The organism is Burkholderia sp. ABCPW 11, from assembly GCF_001523445.1.
In the GTDB taxonomy this organism is placed as follows: Bacteria; Pseudomonadota; Gammaproteobacteria; order Burkholderiales; family Burkholderiaceae; genus Burkholderia.
The window spans coordinates 56,477-78,180 of record NZ_LOVM01000004.1 but is presented as its reverse complement, the minus strand read 5'-3'; the positions used below and the strand labels follow the sequence as shown (position 1 = coordinate 78,180).

General features: G+C 65.8%; 21 protein-coding genes and 1 tRNA gene. 10 read left to right on the top strand and 12 right to left on the bottom strand.

The window, feature by feature from the left end; translation table 11 throughout:
• The first annotated feature begins 11 nt into the window (after positions 1 to 11).
• The 5 genes from WS61_RS02955 (at position 12) to WS61_RS02935 (ending at position 6,552) form a co-directional block, all read left to right on the top strand.
• Positions 12 to 1,193, top strand: coding sequence for a PLP-dependent aminotransferase family protein (locus tag WS61_RS02955; protein WP_059499168.1), 1,182 nt, complete (start codon positions 12 to 14; stop codon positions 1,191 to 1,193).
• Positions 1,194 to 1,236: 43 nt separating this feature from the next.
• Positions 1,237 to 1,695 carry a RidA family protein gene (locus WS61_RS02950; protein WP_006478174.1) on the top strand — a complete coding sequence of 153 codons (459 nt, stop codon included), beginning with the start codon at positions 1,237 to 1,239 and terminating at the stop codon, positions 1,693 to 1,695.
• Positions 1,696 to 1,708: 13 nt separating this feature from the next.
• Positions 1,709 to 2,593 carry a PhzF family phenazine biosynthesis protein gene (locus WS61_RS02945; RefSeq protein WP_059499167.1) on the top strand — a complete coding sequence of 295 codons (885 nt, stop codon included), beginning with the start codon at positions 1,709 to 1,711 and terminating at the stop codon, positions 2,591 to 2,593.
• A 216-nt stretch (positions 2,594 to 2,809) separates the two neighbouring features.
• On the top strand, positions 2,810 to 5,149 hold the full coding sequence (locus WS61_RS02940) for an EAL domain-containing protein (protein WP_059499166.1): 2,340 nt from the start codon (positions 2,810 to 2,812) through the stop codon (positions 5,147 to 5,149).
• 194 nt (positions 5,150 to 5,343) lie between these two features.
• Positions 5,344 to 6,552, top strand: a complete 1,209-nt coding sequence (locus WS61_RS02935; RefSeq protein ID WP_059499165.1) for a chromate transporter — start codon at positions 5,344 to 5,346, stop codon at positions 6,550 to 6,552.
• A 46-nt stretch (positions 6,553 to 6,598) separates the two neighbouring features.
• On the opposite strand, the gene WS61_RS02930 is transcribed toward WS61_RS02935, so the two are convergent.
• Positions 6,599 to 7,045 (bottom strand): multidrug/biocide efflux PACE transporter, encoded by a 447-nt coding sequence (locus tag WS61_RS02930; protein WP_059499271.1) that lies wholly within the window; start codon positions 7,043 to 7,045, stop codon positions 6,599 to 6,601.
• Positions 7,046 to 7,157: 112 nt separating this feature from the next.
• Between WS61_RS02930 and WS61_RS02925 the strand changes: the two genes are divergently transcribed.
• Complete coding sequence (locus WS61_RS02925; RefSeq protein ID WP_059499164.1) at positions 7,158 to 8,042, top strand: LysR family transcriptional regulator; 885 nt, start codon at positions 7,158 to 7,160, stop codon at positions 8,040 to 8,042.
• Positions 8,043 to 8,093: 51 nt separating this feature from the next.
• Here WS61_RS02925 and WS61_RS02920 read toward each other — a convergent pair whose 3' ends face one another.
• From WS61_RS02920 to WS61_RS02900, 5 genes are all read right to left on the bottom strand, one after another.
• Positions 8,094 to 8,552: a CopD family protein gene (locus WS61_RS02920; protein ID WP_059499163.1), complete on the bottom strand. Its 459-nt coding sequence runs from the start codon at positions 8,550 to 8,552 to the stop codon at positions 8,094 to 8,096.
• A gap of 247 nt (positions 8,553 to 8,799) precedes the next feature.
• Positions 8,800 to 11,121: a DNA topoisomerase IV subunit A gene (gene parC, locus WS61_RS02915; protein ID WP_059499162.1), complete on the bottom strand. Its 2,322-nt coding sequence runs from the start codon at positions 11,119 to 11,121 to the stop codon at positions 8,800 to 8,802.
• A 69-nt stretch (positions 11,122 to 11,190) separates the two neighbouring features.
• A complete protein-coding gene (gene parE, locus WS61_RS02910) occupies positions 11,191 to 13,173 on the bottom strand; it encodes a DNA topoisomerase IV subunit B (protein WP_059499161.1) in 1,983 nt (660 codons plus the stop codon).
• Between the two features lie 220 nt (positions 13,174 to 13,393).
• Positions 13,394 to 15,379, bottom strand: coding sequence for an ATP-binding cassette domain-containing protein (locus WS61_RS02905; protein WP_179949005.1), 1,986 nt, complete (start codon positions 15,377 to 15,379; stop codon positions 13,394 to 13,396).
• A 240-nt stretch (positions 15,380 to 15,619) separates the two neighbouring features.
• Complete coding sequence (locus WS61_RS02900; RefSeq protein WP_059499160.1) at positions 15,620 to 16,024, bottom strand: DUF4399 domain-containing protein; 405 nt, start codon at positions 16,022 to 16,024, stop codon at positions 15,620 to 15,622.
• A gap of 198 nt (positions 16,025 to 16,222) precedes the next feature.
• Between WS61_RS02900 and WS61_RS02895 the strand changes: the two genes are divergently transcribed.
• Positions 16,223 to 16,405, top strand: a complete 183-nt coding sequence (locus WS61_RS02895; RefSeq protein WP_034190709.1) for a rubredoxin — start codon at positions 16,223 to 16,225, stop codon at positions 16,403 to 16,405.
• A gap of 148 nt (positions 16,406 to 16,553) precedes the next feature.
• Positions 16,554 to 16,628 (top strand) — tRNA-Arg (locus WS61_RS02890).
• Between the two features lie 72 nt (positions 16,629 to 16,700).
• On the opposite strand, the gene WS61_RS02885 is transcribed toward WS61_RS02890, so the two are convergent.
• Positions 16,701 to 17,405 carry an SOS response-associated peptidase family protein gene (locus tag WS61_RS02885; protein ID WP_059499159.1) on the bottom strand — a complete coding sequence of 235 codons (705 nt, stop codon included), beginning with the start codon at positions 17,403 to 17,405 and terminating at the stop codon, positions 16,701 to 16,703.
• 52 nt (positions 17,406 to 17,457) lie between these two features.
• Between WS61_RS02885 and WS61_RS02880 the strand changes: the two genes are divergently transcribed.
• Together WS61_RS02880 and WS61_RS02875 are read left to right on the top strand one after the other, a co-directional pair.
• Positions 17,458 to 17,949, top strand: coding sequence for a hypothetical protein (locus tag WS61_RS02880; protein ID WP_059499158.1), 492 nt, complete (start codon positions 17,458 to 17,460; stop codon positions 17,947 to 17,949).
• Between the two features lie 94 nt (positions 17,950 to 18,043).
• Entirely contained in the window at positions 18,044 to 18,433 is a 390-nt protein-coding gene (locus WS61_RS02875) for a hypothetical protein (RefSeq protein ID WP_157692670.1), read from the top strand.
• 83 nt (positions 18,434 to 18,516) lie between these two features.
• Here WS61_RS02875 and WS61_RS02870 read toward each other — a convergent pair whose 3' ends face one another.
• The 5 genes from WS61_RS02870 to WS61_RS02850 form a co-directional block, all read right to left on the bottom strand.
• A complete protein-coding gene (locus tag WS61_RS02870) occupies positions 18,517 to 19,413 on the bottom strand; it encodes a hypothetical protein (protein ID WP_059499156.1) in 897 nt (298 codons plus the stop codon).
• A gap of 102 nt (positions 19,414 to 19,515) precedes the next feature.
• Entirely contained in the window at positions 19,516 to 20,307 is a 792-nt protein-coding gene (locus tag WS61_RS02865; protein ID WP_059499155.1) for a DNA adenine methylase, read from the bottom strand.
• Between the two features lie 138 nt (positions 20,308 to 20,445).
• Positions 20,446 to 20,928, bottom strand: coding sequence for a DUF2514 family protein (locus WS61_RS32475; RefSeq protein ID WP_095211574.1), 483 nt, complete (start codon positions 20,926 to 20,928; stop codon positions 20,446 to 20,448).
• Positions 20,925 to 21,374: a D-Ala-D-Ala carboxypeptidase family metallohydrolase gene (locus WS61_RS02855; RefSeq protein WP_059499154.1), complete on the bottom strand. Its 450-nt coding sequence runs from the start codon at positions 21,372 to 21,374 to the stop codon at positions 20,925 to 20,927. Before WS61_RS02855 ends, WS61_RS32475 begins: the two co-directional genes overlap by 4 nt.
• A gap of 2 nt (positions 21,375 to 21,376) precedes the next feature.
• Positions 21,377 to 21,661 (bottom strand): phage holin family protein, encoded by a 285-nt coding sequence (locus WS61_RS02850; protein ID WP_027808735.1) that lies wholly within the window; start codon positions 21,659 to 21,661, stop codon positions 21,377 to 21,379.
• Positions 21,662 to 21,704 lie beyond the last annotated feature (43 nt).

Here is a 21,704-nt window from a genome sequence, read left to right as displayed (position 1 = left end):
ACGAGGAGACTATGAATCCGAGCGACCTGCATCCGCCGCACTGGCAGCTTTCCGAACGCGCCCGCAAGCTGACGAGCTCTGCGATCCGCGAGATCCTGAAGGTCACGGAGCGCCCCGAGGTCATCTCGTTCGCCGGCGGCCTGCCCGCCCCCGCGACGTTCCCGGCGGAACGCATGCGCGCCGCCGCCGATCGCGTGCTGCGCGACGCGCCGGCCGCCGCGCTCCAGTACAGCGCGACCGAAGGCTACCTGCCGCTGCGCGAGTGGATCGCCGAACGCTACAGCGTGCGCGTGTCGCAGGTGCTGATCACGACCGGCTCGCAGCAGGCGCTCGACCTGCTCGGCAAGGCGCTGGTCGACCCGGGCAGCCCGATCCTCGTCGAAACGCCGACCTACCTCGGCGCGCTGCAGTCGTTCTCGCTGTACGAGCCGCGCTACGTGCAGGTGCCCACCGACGAGCAGGGCCTGCTGCCGGAAGGCCTCACGCCCGAACTCACGCAAGGCGCGCGCCTGCTGTACGCGCAGCCGAACTTCCAGAACCCGACCGGTCGCCGCCTGCCCGTCGAGCGCCGCCGCGCGCTCGCCGCGTTCGCGCAGTCGAGCCCGTTCCCGGTGCTGGAGGACGATCCGTACGGCGCGCTGAACTACCGGGGCGAGCCGCTGCCGACGATGCTGTCGATGGCGCCCGATCACGTCGTGCACCTTGGCACGTTCTCGAAGGTGCTCGCGCCGGGCCTGCGGATCGGCTACATCATTGCGCCCGAAGAACTCCACTTCAAGCTCGTGCAGGCCAAACAGGCCACCGACCTGCACACGCCGACGCTCACGCAGCGCATCGCGCACGAAGTGATCAAGGACGGCTTCCTCGACGAGCACATCCCGACGATCCGCGAGCTGTACAGCGCGCAGTGCGACGCGATGCTCGGCGCGCTCGCGCGCCACATGCCGGAAGGCGTCACGTGGAACCGTCCGGAAGGCGGGATGTTCATCTGGGTGAATCTGCCCGCGCAGATCGACAGCATGAAGCTGCTCGCCGCGGCCGTCGACAACCACGTCGCCTTCGTGCCGGGCGCGCCGTTCTTCGCGGAGAATGCGCAGCAGAACACGCTGCGTCTGTCGTTCGTGACGGTGCCGCCCGAGAAGATCGAGGAAGGCGTCGCGCGCCTCGGCAAGCTGCTGCGCGAGCGCCTCTGATCCCCTTTTTCCCTGTCACGACTCTCTACGAGGAATCGAACGCATGGCTAACGTCTACGACAAACTGAAGTCGCTCGGCATCGAGCTCCCGACCGCCGGCGCACCGGCCGCCGCCTACGTGATGAGCGCGCAAAGCGGCAACACCGTCTACCTGTCGGGCCATATCGCGAAGAAGGACGGCAAGGTCTGGGCCGGCAAGCTCGGTGCGGATCTGCAAACGGAAGACGGCAAGGCGGCCGCCCGCTCGATCGCGATCGATCTGCTCGCGACGCTGCACGCGCACACCGGCGACCTGAACAAGGTCACGCGCATTGTCAAGCTGATGAGCCTCGTCAACTCGACGCTCGACTTCACCGAACAGCACGTCGTGACGAATGGCGCATCGGAGCTGATCGCCGAAGTGTTCGGCGATGCGGGCAAGCATGCGCGCTCGGCGTTCGGCGTCGCGCAGATCCCGCTCGGCGCGTGCGTCGAGATCGAACTGATCGCCGAAGTCGCGTAACGGACGCACCGCGATGCCTGGCCGTCTCGTTCGCTTCAAGCAGGTCGACGTGTTCACGTCGGTGCCGTTCAAGGGCAATCCGCTTGCCGTGGTGTTCGACGCCGATGCGCTCGGCGACGACGCGATGCTCGAGATCGCCCGCTGGACGAACCTGTCGGAAACGACGTTCCTCTGCACGCCGACCGATCCGCAAGCCGACTATCGCGTGCGGATCTTCACGACGGGCGGCGAACTGCCGTTCGCCGGCCACCCGACGCTCGGCACCGCGCATGCGTTCCTGGAAAGCGGTGCGCGGCCGCGCACGCCGGGCCGGCTGATCCAGCAATGCGGGGTCGGCCGGGTCGCGCTGCGCGAGCAGGCCGGCGGCTGGGCATTCGCCGCGCCGCCGGCGCGCGTCACGCCGCTCGACCGTTCGGACTACCCGGCACTGGCCGCCGCGCTGCACAGCGACGCGCTCGACCTGGACGCCGAGCCGTGCGCGGTGGACAACGGCGCGCCGTGGCTGGTCGTGCGGCTGAAGTCGGCCGACGCGTGCATCGGCCTGTCGCCCGATCCGGCCGCGCTCCCGGCACTTACGCACCGCTACGGCGTACACGGCGTGGCGGCCTACGCGCCGCACGCGGAAGGCGGCCCCGCGACGTTCGAGATCCGCTGCCTGATGACGGGCGGCCAGTTCGGCACCCCCGGCGAGGATCCCGTCACCGGCAGCGCGAACGCCGCGCTGGCCGGGCTGCTGACGCGGCAGGAACGCCGCCCCGGCCAGTCGTACACCGCCCGCCAGGGCACGGCGATCGGTCGCGACGGCCGCATCTTCGTCAGCTACGACGAAGACGGCACGACCTGGATCGGCGGCCACGTCGTCACGGTCGTCGACGGCACGTTCCGGTCACCCGCCTGACATTTCGCGATGTGCGATGGCGCCGGCTCGTCCGGCGCCCTACGCTTTGCCCAACTATCGCAAAAACGTTCCAGCCAGTAATATCGGGCCTAATCCGTTGTTTCGGAGGTCTGTCCATGGTTGCGCGTCCCGCGAACGAACAGACGTCGGGACAATCCGAACCATAGCCGGCCATCCAGACGGATGGCGCACGCGAGCAGGACGCCGCCCTCTTCGATGAGCTCCGCCCGGTCCAACCACACGCCGCCGAACCGGCCGCTGCGCGCGCCGCGCAAATCGCGCCGGCGTGCGTTGTTTGCCATCCCGCTGCTCGGGATGCTGGCGCTCGCGCTACTGTGGGCCGTGATCATCGCGCGTCTGTCCGTCGAAAAGGACAGCGCCTACAAGGAAGCGGCGGCCTCCGCGGCGATCCTGTCGTCCGCGCTCGAGCAGCATACGGTCAAGGCGATCCACCAGGTCGACCAGATCACCCGCTTCGTCAAGTTCGAATTCGAGAAATCGCCGGCGCGCTTCAATCTCGCGAGCGCCGTCGAAAAAGGCGTCGTGCCGAGCGACACGCTGATCCAGGTGTCGCTCGTCAACGCGAAGGGCATCCTGTTCGCGAACACCGCCGAACTCCATCCGCAACCGATCAACCTGTCCGATCGCGAGCACTTCAAAGTCCATCTCGCGCACAACGACGACCGCCTCTTCATCAGCAAGCCCGTGCTCGGCCGCGTGTCGAGCCACTGGACGCTGCAGATGACGCGGCGCCTGAACAACCCGGACGGCAGCTTCGCGGGCATCGTCGTGGTGTCGGAAGACCCGAGCTACTTCACGAACGATTTCTACAACAACGCGGCGATCGGCAAGGAAGGCGTGATCGCGGTCGTATCCGACACGGGCGCGGTGCTCGCACGGCGCACGGGTTCGGTGAGCAACGCGCCGGGCGCGTTTTCGGCCTCGGGCGTCTACCCGATCGCGGAGCGCGTGACGGGCACGATCATCGATCCGATCGACGGCGTGACGCGCATCGTGTCGTACCGCCACCTCGACGGCTACCCGCTCGCGGTGATGGTCGGGCTGTCGCAGACGGAAGAGTTCGCGGACTACTACCACACGCGCAACGTCTACCTGCTGATGACGAGCTTCATCACGCTCGCGATGCTCGCGTTCTTCGGCGTCGCGACGGGCCTGATCGGCAAGCTGCTCGGCCGCGAGCGCGAAATGACGCAGCTCGCCGAATACGATCTGCTCACCGGCCTCGCGAACCGCTATGCGACGCTGCGCGGGCTGCGCAACGACGTGTCGATGCCCGCGAGCCTGTCGCGGCTCGGCCTGCTGTTCATCGATCTCGACAACTTCAAGACCGTCAACGACACGCTCGGCCACAACGCCGGCGACATCGTGCTGCAGATGACCGCGTCGCGCCTGGCCGATGCGGTCGACGACGAAGGCTCGCTCGCACGCATCGGCGGCGACGAGTTCGTCGTCGTGATGAAGGGCGACGACGTCGAGCGGCGTGCGGTGCGGCTCGCGGAAGCGATCATCCGGATGTTCAGCGAGCCGTTCGACGTACGCGGCAGTTCGTTCGTGCTGCATGCGAGCATCGGCATCGCGCTGCACACCGTCGCGAACGAGAGCGAGATCGACCTGCTGAAGAAGGCCGACCTCGCGATGTACAGCGCGAAGGACGCCGGCAAGAACTGCTACCAGTTCTATGCGCCGCATCTGTCGCACCGCGCCGACCACCTGATGCGCTGGGAACAGCAATTACGCGTCGCGCTCGCCGAAGGGCAATTGTTCCTCGCGTACCAGCCGAAGATCGATCTCACGCACCGCTATATCACCGGCTTCGAAGCGCTCGCGCGCTGGGATCATCCGGAACACGGCGTCATCTCCGCGAACGAGTTCATCTCGATCGCCGAATCGACCGGCCTGATCGTGCCGATCGGCGACTTCGTGATCCGCACCGCGTGCGAGCAGATCGCGCGCTGGCGCGACGAGGGCCACGACACGCTGACGCTCGCGGTCAACATCTCGCCGGTGCAGTTCTGGCGCGGCGACCTGATCGAAACGATCTCGCAGGCGCTGCAGGACACCGGCATCGACGCGAACCGGCTCGAGATCGAGATCACCGAAACCGCGATGATGGAATATCCGGAACTCGTATCCGAGAAGATCGTCGCGCTGAAAAAGCTCGGCATCCGGATCGCGCTCGACGATTTCGGCACCGGCTATTCGTCGCTGTCGTACCTGCACCGCTTCTCCGTCGACACGCTGAAGGTCGACCGCTCGTTCGTGCAGGCGATTCCGACCGATCGCAGCGTGTGCGTGATGGTGTCGTCGATCGTACATCTCGCGCGCTCGCTCGGGCTGACCGTCGTCGTCGAGGGCACGGAGACCGAGGAGCAGATCACGTGGCTGTCCACGCTCGGCGAAATCGAGGCGCAGGGCTTCCTGTTCTCGCGCCCGGTGCCGGCCGATGCGATTCCCGCGCTGATCGCACGCTTCGGCGTGCGTGACGATCATCCGAACGTCGTCGCGCATCGCGCGACCGGCAGCACGGGCGCCTGAGCGCCGCGCCGCTGCCGCCATGGCGCGCCGTCGCAATTGTTGCGTTTTCCGATCCGATCGTCGAGTTCATTAACTAGCGTTTTCGCGCATGGCAGTGTCATGATGCGCGGCGGACAATTGGGAGGGCCTACGTGTCGGTCGGCCACCGGCATGGCCATACGCGAGAGATCCGGCCCTGCGCCAACTACACAATCATGACAACCGTCGAAGTCGAAGCGCCCGCTCGTGTCGAAGAGGCACCGGCATCCCTCTGGGCCTTGTTCAAGGTCGTCGCCAGCATTTCGGCCGTCTCGTGGGGCGGACTTTCGATGATGGCGCAACTCGAACGCCATTACGTCGAGCGGCTGCAGCGGATCGAGCCGCACGTCTTCGGCGATCTCGTCGCGCTCGCGTGGCTCGTCCCGGGCCCCGTCGGCTGCAACGTCGCCGTGCAGGTCGGCCAAACGCTGCACGGCCGTGCCGGCGCATGGGTCGCCGGTATTGCGAGCGTGCTGCCGTTCTCGATCCTGATGACGCTGTTCGCGATCTTCTATCGGACGCCGCTCGTGCGCTCGCTCGCGGCGCCGATGCTGATCAATCACTTCGGAATGGTGCTCGCGGCGTTGATCGGCGTAACGTGGGTCAAGCAGTTGCGCTCGCTCGCGCGCACGCGGCTCGAACAGTCGATCGCCGCGCTATCGACGATTCTGCTCGCTTTCGCGCATAGTCCGGCCGCTTTCGTCGGGATTCTGTTCGCCGCGTTTGCAGCGGGCTGGCTGACGGGGCCGTCGCAACGCGACGCGGTCGATTTCACGCTGTCCAAGCGCGACCGCGGCCTGCTCGTGCTGCTCGGCGTGCTCGTCCTGCTGTTCGCGGTGCCGCTGCCCGGCAATTACCAGGCGGAGCTGCTGTGGCCGCGCCTCGCGGGCGCCGGCATGACACTGTTCGGCGGCGGCTTCTCCGCGCTGCCGGTGCTCAAGACGCTGTTCGTCTCGCCGGCAACAGGCATCTCCGATCACGACTTCACGCTGGCATTCGCGCTGTCGCCGGTCGCGCCGGGGCCGTTGCTGAACGTGGTGCCGTTTCTCGGCTACCTGACCGACGGCTGGGTCGGCGCGCTGCTCGCCACCGCCGCGCTGTTCATCCCGTCGGGATGCCTCGTCGTGTTCGCGCACAACCACCTGTTCCGGCTCAAGCGCCATTCGCGCTTCGAGCACGGGATGCGCCTGCTGCGCGCGGCGACGACGGGCTTTCTCGTGGTCGCCGTCGTGAAGATCCTGCATCGCGAGCCCGCCGACCCGGTCTACTGGCTGACGGGCGCCTTCGCGACGCTGTGCTTCACGCGCTTCAAGGTGCCCGTCTATGCCGTGTACGGCGCGGTCGCCGTCGCGTGCAGCGTGTGGCTGTGGGCCGCCGCGCACTGACGGGCGGCCGCCTCCAACCCGCCAACGCCCTGCGTGCCCGGCTCCGTCAACCGGCCTGCGTCGCGACCCGGCGTGCCATCCAGCGCACGCGCAGCGCGTCGTATGCGAGGTTGAAGCAGAACGTGTAAGGCAGGAAGAACAGCACGATGCCGAGGTCGAGCAGCAGCGCCTCGACGAGGCTCACGTTCAGCCACCACGCGGCAACCGGCACCACCATCGCGACGAGGCCGAGCTCGAACGTCACCGCGTGCGCGATCCGCATGCCGAGCGTGCGCGACAACCCGGCTCGCCGCTCGAAGCGGTCGAACAGCGCGTTGAAGATCATGTTCCACGCCATCGCGATCAGCGACACCATCACCGTCAGCACACCGACGTGCGACACAGGCATGTCGAGCAGCCACGCGCCGATCGGCGCGCACAGGGCGATCGCCACCAGTTCGAACGTCAGCGCGTGCAGCAGGCGTTCCGTCACCGTTTTATTCGTCTGTTTCATGATGTCCTCCAAGGCATGACCTGATTCATGGCGGCCATTTTGATCGGCGAAACCGGATGAATCCAGTTTGATATCATCGGTTTTACCGATATGAAGCCGCCAGGAGCACTGCATGCACCACGCCCCGGAAGCCCTGCTCGCATTCGCCGAGGCGGCGCTGCTCGGCTCGTTTACGGCCGCCGCACGCAAGCTCGGCAAGCGTCAGTCGACCGTGTCGGAGGCGATCGCGAACCTCGAAATCGATCTCGGCGTGCAGTTGTTCGATCGCTCGACGCGCACGCCGACGCTCACCGACGCCGGGCGCGCACTGCTGCCGCAGGTGCAACGCGCGCTCGAAGCCAGCGCGGCGATCGACCGCACGGCCGCGCGGCTTGCGCACGGCGAGGAAGCGCGGCTCACGCTCGTCGTGTCCGATACGTATCAGTCGAAGCGCTACGAAGAAACGTTGATGGCGCTCGAACGGCGCTTTCCGGCGCTCGAGCTCGAATACCAGATCGCCGAGCACGACGACGTGCTCGACCTGATCCAGCAGGGCCGCGCGCAACTCGGGCTGATGGCCGCGCGCGCCGCCTACCCGGCCGATATCGGCGCGGCGACGGTGGCGGAGGAATCGGAGATCGGGCTGTTCGTGGGCCGCAAGCACGCGCTCGCCGAATACGGCGACACCGAGGTGCCGCACGCGGCGCTGCGCGACGTGCGCGAACTGCGCCTCAATACGTACGTGAAAACGGAAGGCCGCGGCACCGACGACCGGATCGTCGTCGGCACGCAGCACTGGCTGGCGCCGAGCTACCTGATGCTGCTGGAGATGGCCGTACTGGGGTTCGGTTGGGCGGAACTGCCGCGCTGGATGGTCGAGCACTTCGCGCGCGACCGCCTGTGCGAGCTACGCTCGCGCGGCTGGCCGCGCCGCGTGCGGGTGGACGCGGTCTGGTCGCGCAACCGGCCGCTCGGGCCGGCCGGCTCATGGCTGCTCGACGCGATGCTGGCCGCGTAGCGGCGCATGCAGCCAGGCCAGCGGCCTGCGGCCGCGGCGGGCGCCGGCCGCTCAGAAACCGCGCGACAGCACGGCCGCGCCGATCGTGACGACGCCGAGCACGAGGTTCACGACGACGAGCAGGCGCACCGCATTCACCGCACGCGCGCCGTCCGGCCAGTTCTGCGCCTGCACCGCACGGCGAATGCGCGGGAACAGCGCGAAGCGGATGTGCCCGAAGATCAGCATCATCACGACGCCGAGCCCGGCCATCGCATGCAGCGACCACGTCGCGTGCGCCCCGCCGAAGCTCGTCAACAGGAACCCGCCGGACAGCAGGATCACGATCACGGCCCCCGACACCCAGTTGAAGAAGCGGCCGAACACGCCTTCGATCAGCGGCAACCGAAGCTGCGGCGACAGGTCGGACAGCGCCGGGCGCAGGCAGAAGTTGGCGAAGACCATCCCGCCCACCCACACGGCGACGGCCAGCAGGTGAAGAAACAGCGCGACGGCAACGGCGTGGGACATGGAGACGATCCTGTGATGAGTGAGGTGCAACGAACAGCCGCGTCGCACGCGGCATCAAGCGACGTTCGACCCGCCAGCCGCGTCGCGGTTCAGGCCCTCGGCGCGATTTCACATTATTTTGCAAGTTCCGCGTGACAACGCCACGCTTGCTTACCCGCATCCCCGCGCCGAAAAGAAAAGGCCGCACGCCCGCCGAAGCGGACGTGCGGCCTTCGATCGCGGCTGAACCGGGCGATCGCGCGCGGCGTCAGCCGAGCAGCGGACGCAGCTCGTTGACGATCTTGAGCTTCGTCTCCGGCGCGCGGCCCTTGCGTGCGCGCTTGCCGATGTGCGGCGCGAGCCCGGCGTACGACAGCGTGTCGTCCTGCACCTTACCGCCGCGGCCGGTGCCGATCAGCACGACGCCCGCCGGATCGATCGCCAGCGCCTGCACGAGCGTTTCCTTGTCGTCGAGCGCCATCAGGATCACGCCACGCCCGCCGCCGGACAGCGTCTTCATCTCGTCCATCCCGAACACGAGCAGGCGCCCGCCGCTCGACAGGCACGCGACCTGCGTCGCGTTCGGCAGCACCGGCATCGGCGCGAGCGGCACCGCGCCCGCGTCGATGGTCATGAACGACTTGCCGGCCTTCACGCGGCTCACCATGTCGCCGACCTTCGCGATGAAGCCGAAGCCGTTGCTCGACGCGAGCAGCAGTTGCTGGTCGGCCGGCGCCGCGTAGTAGTGCATCAGGTGCGAGCCCGACTCGAGCTCGATCAGCGACGTGACCGGCACGCCGTCGCCGCGCCCGCCCGGCAGCACCGACACGTCGACCGAATACACGCGGCCGCTGCTGCCCCACGCGATCAGGCGATCCGGCGTACGGCACTGGAAGGCCGCGTACAGGTGATCGCCCGCCTTGAACGTAAAGCCGGCCGGGTCGAGCCCGTGGCCCTTCAGCGCGCGCACCCAGCCCTTCTGCGATACGACCACCGTCACCGGCTCGTCGACCACCTTCGCCTCGAACGTCGCGCGCTTTTCCTGCTGGATCAGCGTGCGGCGATCGTCGCCGTACTGCTTCGCATCGGCCTCGATCTCCTTGATCATCAGCCGCTTCATCGCGCTTTCGTTCGCGAGCAGTTCCTCGAGCTTCGCCTTCTCGTCGCGCAGCGCTTCGAGTTCCTTCTCGATCTTGATCTTCTCGAGCCGCGCGAGCTGGCGCAGGCGGATTTCGAGGATGTCCTCGGCCTGCCGCTCGCTGAGCCCGAACGCGCTCATCAACGCGGCCTTCGGCTCGTCCGACTCGCGGATGATACGGATCACCTCGTCGATGTTCAGGAAGACGATCATCCGCCCTTCGAGGATGTGGATGCGGTCGTCGACCTTCGCGAGACGATGGCGGCAACGACGCGTCATCGTCAACTGGCGGAACTTCACCCATTCGTCGAGGATCGTCAGCAGGCCCTTCTGGCCCGGCCGGCCATCGGCGCCGATCATCACGAGGTTCAGCGTCGCGTTCGATTCGAGGCTCGTGTACGCGAGCAGCGTGTTCACGAATTCCGTCTGGTCGATCGTGCGCGACTTCGGCTCGAACACGAGCCGCACCGCCGCTTCTTTGCCCGACTCGTCGCGCACCGCGTCGAGCAGGTCGAGCATCGCCTTCTTCGTGTTGAGCTGCTCGGGCGTCAGCGTCTTCTTGCCGAGCTTGAGTTTCGGGTTGGTCAGCTCCTCGATTTCCTCGAGCACCTTCTGGCCCGACGTGTTCGGCGGCAGCTCGGTCACGACGAGCTGCCACTGGCCGCGCGCGAGATCCTCGATCTTCCACTTCGCCCGCACCTTCAGGCTGCCGCGGCCCGTTTCGTACGCCGCCGAGATTTCGGTGTCGCTCGAGATGATCTGGCCGCCGCCGGGGAAATCCGGCCCGGGAATCAGGTTCATCAGCTCCGCGTGCGTGAGCTTCGGATTGCGGATCAGCGCGACCGCCGCGGCCGCCACTTCGCGCAGGTTGTGCGACGGGATTTCGGTGGCGAGGCCGACCGCGATGCCCGACGCGCCGTTCAGCAGCACGAACGGCATGCGGCTCGGCAGCGTCTTCGGCTCCTCGAACGAACCGTCGTAGTTCGGCATGAAGTCGACCGTGCCCTGGTCGATCTCGTCGAGCAGCAGCTTCGCGATCGGCGTGAGGCGCGCTTCCGTGTAACGCATCGCCGCCGCGCCGTCGCCGTCGCGCGAGCCGAAGTTGCCCTGCCCGTCGATCAGCGGATAGCGCAGCGAGAAATCCTGCGCGAGACGCACGAGCGCGTCGTACGCCGACTGGTCGCCGTGCGGATGGTATTTACCGAGCACGTCGCCGACCACGCGCGCCGACTTCACCGGCTTCGCGTCGGGCCCAAGGCCCATTTCGTTCATGGCGTAGAGAATCCGGCGCTGCACCGGCTTCTGGCCGTCGCACACGTCGGGCAGCGCGCGGCTCTTCACGACGCTGACCGCGTAGCTGAGATACGCCTGCTCCGCGTAGTTGCCGAGCGTCAGCGCGTCGCTCTCCGGCGCGTCGGGGCTGGCAAAGAGATCGGAAGTATTGTCGTCCATCTGAATTCCGTATTCGTAAGTGGCGTGAGGCCGGGCCGGGCGTCATGCCCGGCCGCGCGGCAGGTCCGCTTAAATGTCCGCTTCGACGTCGTTGCCCTTTTCCTCGAGCCAGCCGCGCCGCGCGGCTGCCTCGCCCTTGCCCATCAGCATCGTCATCCGCGCGACGGTCGCCTCGTAGTCGAGCTCGCCGAGCTTCACGGGCATCAGGCGGCGCGTATCGGGGTTCATCGTCGTGTCCCACAGCTGCTCCGCGCTCATTTCGCCGAGACCCTTGAAGCGGCTGATGCTCCACTGCGTGTCGCGCACGCCGTCCTTGCGCAGCTTGTCGAGGATCGCTTCGAGCTCGCCGTCGTCGAGCGCATAGAGCTTCTGCGCGGGCTTCTTGCCGCGCGCGGGCGCGTCGACGCGGAACAGCGGCGGGCGCGCCACATAGACATGGCCGCGCTCGATCAATTGCGGGAAATGCTTGAAGAACAGCGTGAGCAGCAGCACCTGGATGTGCGAGCCGTCGACGTCCGCGTCCGACAGGATGCAGATCTTGCCGTAGCGCAGGTTCGACAGGTCGACGGAGTCGTCCGGGCTGTGCGGATCGACGCCGATCGCGACCGAGATGTCGTGCACCTCGTTGTTCGCGAACAGGCGGTCGCGCTCGGTTTCCCACGTGTTCAGCACCTTGCCGCGCAGCGGCAGGATCGCCTGGTACTCCTTGTCGCGCCCCATCTTCGCGGAGCCGCCCGCCGAATCGCCTTCGACGAGGAACAGTTCGTTGCGCGCGATATCTTCCGTCTCGCAATCGGTCAGCTTGCCCGGCAGCACCGCGACGCCCGAGCTCTTGCGCTTCTCGACCTTCTGGCCCGCGCGCGTACGCGCCTGCGCCTGCTTGATCACGAGTTCCGCGAGCTTCTTGCCGTGCTCGACGTGCTGGTTCAGCCACAATTCGAGCGCCGGACGCGAGAACGACGACACGAGCTTCACCGCGTCGCGGCTGTTCAGCCGCTCCTTGATCTGCCCCTGGAACTGCGGATCGAGCACCTTCGCGGACAGCACGAACGACACGCGCGCGAACACGTCTTCCGCGAGCAGCTTCACGCCCTTCGGCTGCAGGTTGTGCAGCTCGACGAAGCTCTTCACCGCCTGATAGAGACCGTCGCGCAGGCCCGACTCGTGCGTGCCGCCTGCCGGCGTCGGGATCAGGTTCACGTACGACTCGCGCACGAGCGAGCCTTCCTCGCTCCATGCGACGACCCACGACGCGCCCTCGCCCTCGGCGAAGGTTTCGTCGGTCGAACGCGAATCGGCGAAACGCTCGCCTTCGAACAGCGGGATCAAGAGCTCGCTGCCGTTCATTTCGTCGAGCAGATAGCCGCGCAGGCCGTCTTCATACTTCCACGTCTGGCGCTCGCCGGTCTTTTCGTTGACGAGCACGACCTCGACGCCCGGCAGCAGCACGGCCTTCGAGCGCAGCAGGCGCTGCAGCTCGCCGAGCGGCAGGTTCGGCGAATCGAAGTACTTCGGATTCGGCCACACCTGCACGCGCGTGCCGGATTTCTTCTCGCTGCGGCCCGCGGCTTGCGTCGCGAGCGGCTTCACGACGTCGCCGTCGGCGAAGCCGAGCTCGGCGATCTTGCCGTCGCGCCAGACCGTCACGTCGAGACGCGTCGCGAGTGCGTTCGTCACCGACACGCCCACGCCGTGCAGGCCGCCCGAGAACGTATACGCGCCGCCGGCGGCCTTGTCGAACTTGCCGCCCGCATGCAGGCGCGTGAACACGATCTCGACCACCGGCACGCCTTCTTCCGGGTGCATGCCGAACGGGATGCCGCGGCCGTCGTCTTCGACCGACACCGACTGGTCGGTGTGCAGCGTGACCGTGATCTGTTTGCCGTAGCCGCCGAGCGCCTCGTCGGACGCGTTGTCGATGACTTCCTGGATGATGTGCAGCGGATTTTCGGTACGGGTGTACATGCCGGGCCGCTGCTTGACCGGCTCGAGACCCTTGAGCACCTTGATCGATGCTTCGCTATAGGCCGCGCTGGGTTTCTTCGTTGACATAGGCGCTGAATTTCGTCATTCATCGGGACGTTGTCCACACCTCGTGTGGATAACGTCGTGGACAAAACGTTGAGTTCCGTAAAAAAGCGAATCGAAACAACGGTGTGCTTGGACTGCTCCGAAAGCGGGCGCGCGGCGTGCGCGGCGCGCTCCTGAACGCGCGGTATTTTACTGGTTCCGCGTGGCGCGCCAATCGCGGGATCGGCGCGCGCCGCACGCGTCACGCCGGCTTGCGCTTCGCCTCGAGCGTTTCCCACCGTTCGAGCGCGGCGAGCAGTTCGTCGTCGATCGCCGCGAACCGCTCGGTCAGGCGCGTGCCCTCCTGCGGATCCTTCGCGAAAATCGAGCCGTCCTCGAGCTGCGCATTGATCGTCTTCTGCTCCGCTTCGAGCGCGGCGATCTTCTCCGGCAGCGAATCGAGTTCGCGCTGCTCGTTGAACGACAGCTTCACCGTACGCTGCGCGTTGCGGCCCGCCGCGCTCTTCGCCGGCTCGTCCTTCGCGGGCGCCGCCTCCTTGACCGCGCGCTTCGCCGCCTCCTGCTGCGCGAGCTGCTCCGAACGTGCGCTCTGGATCTGCCAGTCGGTGAAGCCGCCGACGTATTCGCGCCACTTGCCGTCGCCCTCGGCCGCGATCACCGACGTCACGACGTTGTCGAGAAACGCGCGATCGTGGCTGACGAGCAGCACCGTGCCGTCGTAGTCGGCCAGCAGCTCTTCGAGCAGTTCGAGCGTCGGAATGTCGAGGTCGTTGGTCGGTTCGTCGAGCACCAGCACGTTGGCCGGGCGTGCGAACAGGCGCGCGAGCAGCAGCCGGTTGCGCTCGCCGCCCGACAGCGACTTCACCGGCGAACGCGCGCGTTCCGGCGCGAACAGGAAATCGCCGAGATAGCTCATCACGTGCTTGCGCACGCCGCCGATCTCGACCCATTCGCTGCCGGGGCTGATCGTATCCGCGAGGCTCTTCTCCTGGTCGAGCTGCGCGCGCATCTGGTCGAAATACGCGACCTGCAGGTTCGTGCCGGTGCGCACCGTGCCTTCGTCGGGCTTCAGGTCGCCGAGGATCAGCTTCAGCAACGTCGTCTTGCCGGCGCCGTTCGGGCCGACGAAGCCGATCTTGTCGCCGCGCATGACCGTCGTCGAGAAACGGTCGACCACCGTGCGGCCGCCGTAACGCTTCGTCACGTCGGTCAGCTCCGCGACGATCTTGCCCGACTTCTCGCCCTGCGCGACGTCGAGCTTCACGTTGCCCTGCGCATTACGGCGCTCGGCGCGCTCGTTGCGCATCTGCACGAGCCGCGCGATGCGGCCGACGCTGCGCGTACGGCGCGCTTCGACGCCCTTGCGGATCCACACTTCTTCCTGCGCGAGCAGCTTGTCGAATTTCTCGTTCTCCACGCGCTCGACTTCGAGCTGCTGCGCCTTGCGCGTCTGGTACGCGGAGAAATTGCCCGGATACGACAGCAGCCGGCCGCGATCGAGCTCGACGATGCGCGTCGCGACGCGGTCGAGGAACGCGCGATCGTGGGTGATGAACAGCAGGCCCGCGCGCTGCGCGACGAGCAGCTCTTCGAGCCAGCGGATACCGTCGAAATCGAGGTGGTTGGTCGGTTCGTCCAGCAGCAGCACGTCGGGCTGCAGCACCAGCGCGCGCGCCAGCGCGACGCGCTTCTGCATCCCGCCCGACAGCGCGTCGACGCGGGCGTCGCCGTCCTGCAGGCCAATCTGCGCGAGCGTCATCGATACGCGCGTGCGCCAGTTCCATGCGTCGTGCGCGTCCAGCGACGACTGCAGTGCGTTCATCCGCGCGAGCAGCGCATCGTGCTCGGCACCTTCCGGTATCTCCGCGAGGCGGTGCGCGATCGAATCGTATTCTTCGAGCAGTTCACGCGTGTGCGCCAGCCCCGACGCGACCGCGTCGAACACCGTCGCACCCGGCTCGAATTCGGGCTCTTGCGGCACGTAGACGGTCACGAGCTCCTGCTGGCGCGTGACCAGCCCGTCGTCGGCCTTCGCGAGACCGGCGACGATCTTCAGCAGCGACGACTTGCCCGCGCCGTTGCGGCCGATCAGGCCGACGCGCTCGCCGGCCTCCAGCGAGAAATCCGCGTGATCGAGCAACGCGACGTGACCGAACGCGAGCTGCGCGCCGGTAATGGAATAGAGCGACATGGGAAGACGGCGATGAGAGAAATCGGAAGCGCCCATTGTACCGGTCGCGGAGGCCGGTATCGGCTCGGCCGGACGGACGAAGGCCGCGGGCGGCGCTCGAAGCGCGCCGGCGCGCCGCCGTGAGCGGGTTGCGGCCGGATTCCGGTGCGGATGCCGGCCGCGGTTTGCGTTCCCGCGAAAACGACCGAATGCCGGCCGGATGCCCGCGCGGCCGGCCGATCGGCAGATCCCGCGCGCGGCGCATCGGGCGCCTGCGCGGGATGCGCGGTTATTTCGTTATTTCACGTTGACCGTGATCGTCGAGCTCATTTCGGGGCCGTACGAACGGTGCGCGCCGTCGCCGAGCTGCAGCGTCAACGTGTGCTGGCCGGGCGGCAGCTTCACGTCGGTTTCGGTCTGGGCCTTGCCGAAATGCAGCGAATGATCGGTCGCCGGGATCACGTCGCCCTTCGGCACCGGCTTGCCGTCGATCAACAGGTGATGGTGACCGGTATCCGGCGTCATGTCGCCGGCCGGCTTGAGCGCCATGCCTTCGAGACCGAACTTCACGTGCACGGGGCTCGACACCGTCGCGCCGTCCTGCGGCTCGACGAAGAACACACGCGCTTCGGCGCGCGCGAGCGTCGACACGGCCAGCGCCGCGACACAGACTGCACCCGCGATCCACTTTCTGTTGAGCATCGTTACCTCCTTCTGATTGACAGGCTCACGAAGCATACACCGCGTGCCCGGCCGACGCGTCGGCGTCGGTTGTTCGCGATGCGTACGTTTAAAACGACGTTGCGCAGGTGTTCGGCGAAATTCCGGTACCATTGCGCCTTTCGTCCGCCGGCGAGGCTGCGGACGGCATCGCCGAATTTTCATTGTCCCGAGCGCAACATGAGCGAAGTAACCGAATACCAGAGCTGGGTCTGCCTGATTTGCGGGTGGGTCTACAACGAAGCGGAAGGCCTGCCCGATGAAGGCATCGCCGCCGGCACCCGTTTCGCCGACATTCCCGCCGACTGGCGCTGCCCGCTGTGCGACGTGGGCAAGGAAGATTTCGTCGTCGTCGATTTCTGATTTTCCGTTCCGATCGCGGTTGATTACGCGATACGCGCGTCGGTGTGCATTCCGCCCCGCCGACGCGCCGCGCGTTTGCTATACTCTGCGCGCTGTCCACGCCGCCGTCCGGTTCGTGTTTTTTGCGCGCGATTAGCCGGACATGGCTCTCCCCGTAGTTCAATGGATAGAACAAGCGCCTCCTAAGCGCTAGATACAGGTTCGATTCCTGTCGGGGGGACCAGTGACACCCCACCCCAGCCTTATACGATAAGCCCCCCTGCCGAATTTGGCGTAAATTTGGCGTAATACCAAATCACTTCGCCTCCGCATACATTTCGTCCGCCGGATAGAGCTGCAGCATCGCGCGCGCGGCCTCGACGTTCGCCGTCGTCAACCACTCTTCCCAATCGTCGGGCCGCAGAATTACGACCGACCGCTTTTCGTCGGCCGGCTTGTGCATGCGCGACATCAGTGGGTGACCGTCGGCGTTAACCGTGATCATCGACATCACGTGGTGCTCGGCGCCGTCCTGGTTCGTAAGCGTGCGCCAGATGCCGGCGACGCACATCGTCGGACGATCGACGACGCCGATGCGCTGCCACACACACGGCCCGTTCACCCATTTCCCCTTCTCATCTTGATACGCCTCCGGGTACGACGGCTCGACTATGAAACGTGCCGGAATCAGGCAACGTCGACCGCCGCGCCAGGTTGGTCCGTACAGCGGAGACTTCCCGAGGTTATCGTCGCGCACGTTCATCGTGCTGCGCATGAGCGGCGGCTTGCGCCCCTGCTCCCTCGCCCTCTTGATGTTCGCCTTCTGCAGTGCGCTCGGCCAGAAGCCGAAACCGGCGATCAGCGGCTTGAACTGACCGTCGACGTAGCCGACGATCGGCGCGTCGTAGTCCGGGTATATCTCGGGCTTCCACGGCGTCCAGCGGTACAAGTCGCGGAAGTTGTCGATCTTGAGCTCGCTCAGGCCCGGATCTTCGCCCGGCGCGACGTAGTTCGTGCACATCGCCGTCCCCAATTTTCGATCTTGACGGCCCCATCTTACCTCGGGATACACTGTGTTTTTATACAGTGTTTCTGCCGTGATCAAGCCACAGTGGGCCTACATCTGGGAGTACGGATTCCAGGGCGAGAAGAACCGCCTGAGGACCCCGGTCGAGCTCACCAAACGCGAATTTGAGCACTGGATCGACGAGGACCCGCGGTCGGTGTTCCTCGTTACATCCGCACCGATCGAGGCGACCAGGATCGATCGCAACCGCGTTCCTCTGACGGATTCACGATTCAAGCTGCGACCGGAGGTGCCCGAATTCGATGCCCCGACCGACGCCGAGCTGCGCGCTCTGTGGCGCGAGTACACGGACCTTCAGGTGCGGTGGTTAATCCTCGAAATCCGTGCGCTGAGGAAGTCGCTCGAGCGCATCGAGGATTGGTATCTCTACACCGACAAGAACGTCGCGAACAAAGGCGACCTTGCCGGCGCGCAGGGCCAGTTGTATCGGCTGATGCATCTGCTGCGCGCGGAGATGCGGCGGGCCGGGATGCGGTAGTACGGGGCTTTAAGGGGCTCGGACGATTTCGCGACGGGTCTGACCTAGCGACGCACCTGTGGCATTCTGGACGCTCGTCGCACTGGAGATCGACATGCGCACGATTCAGGAAGAATTCAGCGATTCCGACGACGACTGGTTCGGCTTCGCCTCGGCGCAAGACCGGAAGGACGGCCATTCGCTGCGGGCGTACCTGCTGCGTTACGCGGACCGCATCCCGGCACACCATGTCGTCGTGAACGTCGAGCTCGTACTACGCACGGAGTATCCGCCTCGCGGCATTCGTGCGCCGTACCTGAGCGTCGTCCACTTCGATCCGGGGCACGCGACCGACTTGCCGCTCACGTGGAAGCGCAATATCGAGGATCTCAAATTCGACTCCAAGACCACGTACGTCGAATGCGGATATGATATTTTCGAGTCGTTCAGTGACGCGAAGATGGACCTGACGGCGCGCGGGTTCTATATCGAACCGCTCAACTAGCCGCTGGCCGCCCGCGACAGTATCGCGGGCGACTGAGCAGACATCAGCGCGCGGTCCAGGCGCGCCGCTGAAACGCCGGGCCGTTACTTCTTTACCGGCTCGATACCCCAGCACTGTGCCGACCGGTCAGCTTCCGGAATGGCCGACGGGTTGTATTTGCACTTATTGATCGTGTCGAGCGCGACCTTGTATCGATCGACCAGCGGATCGGCAATGCTGGCGAGGTGCGCATCTCGCACCGTCTGATCTGGCGTGCTGCAGTCGGCGCCCATATGGGAAACGTCGGGCCTGTAAATTCCACCGATCGGCGACACCAACCCCTCGTTGCTGGCACCCTCGATTACCTCGTACAGTACCTGCGACGTCGGCTTATACGTGTCCACCACGACCATCCCGTCGCCGTTGACGGTTCGAACCTCCTTCGGCCCCGCACACGACACGATCGGCCGCGCCGCGAAAATGACTCGCCCCTTGAGATATTCGCGCGCACCGTACACCTGCAGGTCACGCTTGAACTGGGTAACTTCGGCGCGCCGCTGTGCCGAATCGATGTATCCGGACATATCGTCGAGCTCGAAGTACACCAGCGCCCACTCGCTGATGTTAGTTTTCGAATTCGCAATCTCGGCGTCAGTCGGCCCGACACCACCGTTTTCGCTCATGACGATGTCGTGCAGCTTCGAGCCGTTGACGACACCAGGATAGACCGCGATGTCGGCGCCCCTCGCCTTGAACGCGTTCTGCAGCGCAGTGATCGTCGGCTCCACATCGCCGGCAGAAGCATCAGGCGCGGATGCCGCACTCGCCACGTCCGCCGCAGCAGCCATTGCGCGCGCCCGCTGCGTCGACACCAGCGGCGCCCCCGAATACGCAAGGCGGATTGCCGGACCAGTCGCGGCCGGCGTCGACGAATCGTCACCGCCACCGCACGCGGACAGCGCAAGCCCCGCCAACACAGCAGAAATCAAAGTATTTTTCATTGTGGTTCTCAGGTCGGAAGTTGTTATATCCCCGGATCGTCGATTTTACATATCGATTACGAATTCGGGAAATAGAAAGCCCGCGGCAAGCGCGGGCGGCGATCAGAACAACCCGGCCGGCTGCGCCGCGTCGTCCCAACTGAAGATGATCAATTCGCTTCGTTCGACGCTTCTATGCGAGCCCGCAACCGTGTACTGCAGCGGCACTGTCTCAATGTGAAATCCATCGAATACGCGCCGGATCTCATCGTGATCGTTCAGGCTTACTATGGCTCGCCCTTTAATGCGGCGGAGCCTCTCCGCGATCCGCTCGTACTCAGTGAACGGGAAATCGACGCCGTAGCCGCGCGTTTCGAAATACGGCGGATCGAGATAGAACAACGTGTGCGGCCGGTCATAGCGATCGATGCAATCCGCCCAGTCCAGACGCTCGATATATGCGCTCGCGAGGCGCAAGTGCGCCGCGGATAGCTCTTCCTCAATCCGCAGCAAATTCAGACCAGGCGGCGCAGTGGTAGCCGTGCCGAACGTCTGCCCGTGGACAATCCCGCCAAAGCAGTTTTTCTGCAGGTAGTAGAACCGCGCCGCACGCTGGATGTCGGTGAGCGTCTCCGGCGCCGTCTGCTTCAACCACTCGAACACCTGTCGACTGGTGAGGGCCCATTTGAACTGCCGCACGAATTCCTCGAGGTGATGCTGCACGACGCGATACAGGTTGATCAGCTCGCCGTTGACGTCGTTGATTACCTCAACCTTTGCCGGCGGCCGCATGAAATACAAAGCAGCGCCGCCCGCGAACACCTCAACGTAGCAGTCGTGCGCCGGAAAGCGCGGAATGAGATGGTCTGCAAGCCGGCGCTTGCCGCCGATCCACGGAATAATCGGATTTGCCATTGTGAAAGCCGTTTTTGAACTTGGTGTAGAATCCGGCCCGCCTACGTAGGTATGCAGGGCCTTGGCTGATTCACTGGCTCAGACAGTGGAAAAGCGACCGAGGGGCGTGTTACCGCACGCCCCTCGGTCGCCCTGTTTCTATCGCGGTGCCGCGCCCGTCAGCGCGTCGTAGTCGCCTTCGCATTGCCGGCCGGCAATGCCCCGTTCGTCAGCGATTCGCGCGAACTCTCCCGCAGCCTCGTCAGCCCGGCCGAACAGGTCGGCAAGCAGATCGAGGGTGCTGCCGGTTGCCGCGCCTCCGGCCGGAGCGGCGGGATCGCGCGTTCGGGCGACAAGCTCGGCGACCTGCTTGCGCAGGCTGTTAGCAGCAGCACCGGCAGCATCAGCAGCAGCGCGAGCCTGTTCACGTTGTTTCGCAGCATTTTCAGCATTCCCCTGTTGTTGACGCGCGATACGGTCGCTTTCGTCGCGCTCGCCGACGAGCTCGCGAATTCGCTGCGCCTGTGTTTCCACCGTGTGCGACTGGTCGGCGTCGCGATGGCCCTTGAAATATCCAGCCGCGGAACCGATGACCACCGCCGCGACGATTGCGAGCCAAAGCCGCGGATCGAACCAGGTCATAGCCCCTCCGAGTACGTCGTGCTCGTCGCGCCAAACGATGCCGTCAGCACCTGTCGACGCGACTTCGTCCCGATCGGCGCGAGGCCGATGTGAACCCACGTGCCCTCTTGAATCAGCTGGTCGAATTCGATCGGCGACGCGCTGATCGCCCGGCAGATGTCGAGCGGCGCGCCGAATTTCGGACAGACGAAATCGGCGGCCAGGCCCGACAGATGCGCGCTCGTCGGAACGCCGCCGACCGCGCGATTGAGCGCCGCGGCTCGATAGCCCGAGGTGATGATCACGGGTCGGCCGCCGAGCACGTCGCGCACGCGTTCGAGCGCTTCCGCCGTCCTACGCAGGTTCGCCGTCACGGCGGCCGACGGCGTGTTATCGATGCCGCGCCGGCGCGCCGTGTCGCTCGCGGTCAATTCCTCGAGCGTGAAATGTGCAGTCAGATTCGTCATATTCACTTCCCCCCAAACATTCGTTTTGCGTTCCGTCGCAGCAGCACTTCGAGGTACTGCGACCCGACGATGCCGAGCGCACTCCCGAGGCCGAGCAACGCGATCGGCGGCAAATCCGGGATCTGCAGCAGCGCCAGCCCCGCAACCATCGATGTCGCCGAACCGAGCACGGCACGCCCGGCCACAAGCCGGAACGTCAGCTGCTCGCTCCCCACCAACACTTTCGCAATGCCAATCAGTCCGCCCATGAGGATCAACTCCAGAATCGTCTTCTCGTGCTCTTGCATTACCGCTCCCCGTTTCCAGCCCCGTAAAAAGAAAGGCCGCCAA